The 1407-nt window shown below is 64.7% G+C and carries 1 protein-coding gene; it reads left to right on the top strand.

The annotated features are described in order from the left end of the window. Window positions 1-159: 159 nt before the first annotated feature. The gene (locus tag ACGFYQ_RS42210; protein WP_393752681.1) at window positions 160-1377 is read left to right on the top strand and encodes an IS256 family transposase; all 1218 of its coding nucleotides are present in this window, start codon (window positions 160-162) and stop codon (window positions 1375-1377) included. Window positions 1378-1407: the final 30 nt, after the last annotated feature.

Here is a 1407-nt window from a genome sequence, read left to right as displayed (position 1 = left end):
GATGGCGTCCCACGGAGTGGTGTAACAGATCTTGGCTGGGAAGTGCGCCGCTTGTGTGCCCTCGCGTGCATCGACTGCTGGTGAATGCTCCCTGAAACGGGGCAGGCCACCGTGCAACTGTCCTTGGTGAACTGCCAGTTCGTTCCAAGGGGGTGCCCGGTGGCCTTGTCCCAGCATGACCTACTTCGCCTGCTCGAGTCACTACGTTCAGCGGATGGTCTTGAACTCGTCCGCGAAGTCGCCGAAAGGCTGCTCCAGGAACTGATCGAGGCCGAGGCCACCGCCCGGATCGGTGCGGAGTGGGGCGAGCGGACCGACACCCGCACCACCTGGCGCAACGGGCACCGGGAGAAGACCGTGACCACGCAGGCCGGAGACCTGGAACTCGCGATCCCCAAGCTGCGGGCCGGGAGCTTCTTCCCCAGCCTGCTGGAACGCCGACGCCGCATCGACCAGGCGCTTTACGCGGTCGTCATGGAAGCCTACGTTCACGGGGTGTCGACCCGCTCGGTCGACGACCTGGTGAAAGCCCTCGGCTCGGATACCGGCATATCGAAGAGCGAGGTCTCCCGGATCTGCGCCGGCCTCGACGAACAGCTCGACGCGTTCAGGGCCCGTCCCCTTGATCACACCCGGTTTCCGTACGTCTTCCTCGACGCCACCTACGTCAAGGCCCGCGTCGACCATCAGATCGTGTCCCAGGCCGTCGTCATCGCGACCGGTGTCACCGAGGACGGCGGCCGTGAAGTCCTCGGTGTCATGGTCGGCGACAGCGAGACGGAGGCATTCTGGACCGAGTTTCTTCGCTCGCTGCGTGAACGCGGCCTGAACGGTGTCCGCCTGGTGATCTCCGACAGTCACAGCGGCCTGGTCAAAGCGATCCGCAAAGTCATGATCGGGGCCGGCTGGCAACGGTGCCGCGTTCACTTCGTGCGCAACGTGTTCTCCGTCATCCCGAAGGGGTCCGCGGAGATGGTCGCCGCCACGATCCGCACGGTCTTCGCCCAGCCCACCGCCGATGCGGTCCGGGCCCAGCTCGATACCGTCGCGGACATGCTCGGCCGCCAGTTCCCCAAGGTCAAGGAGATGCTGCTGGGGGCGAAGGCGGACCTGACCGCGTTCGCGGACTTCCCCAACCAGCATTGGAAGAAAATCCAGTCGACCAACCCGCTCGAACGTCTGAACCGGGAGATCAAACGACGATCAGATGTCGTCCAGGTCTTCCCGAACACCGCCGCCGTCACCCGCCTGGCCACGGCCGTCCTCGTCGAACTCCACGACGAGTGGATCGCCTTTCCCCGGCGCTACCTCTCCATCGAAAGCATGGACAACCTCTATTCAGACAACGCCACCTGCCTGCCCGGCACTGCCGAATGATCCGTTACACCACACCAAGGGACATGACCC

The organism is Streptomyces sp. NPDC048258, from assembly GCF_043201995.1.
GTDB lineage: Bacteria > Actinomycetota > Actinomycetes > Streptomycetales > Streptomycetaceae > Streptomyces.
This window is presented reverse-complemented; position numbering and strand designations above follow the sequence as displayed.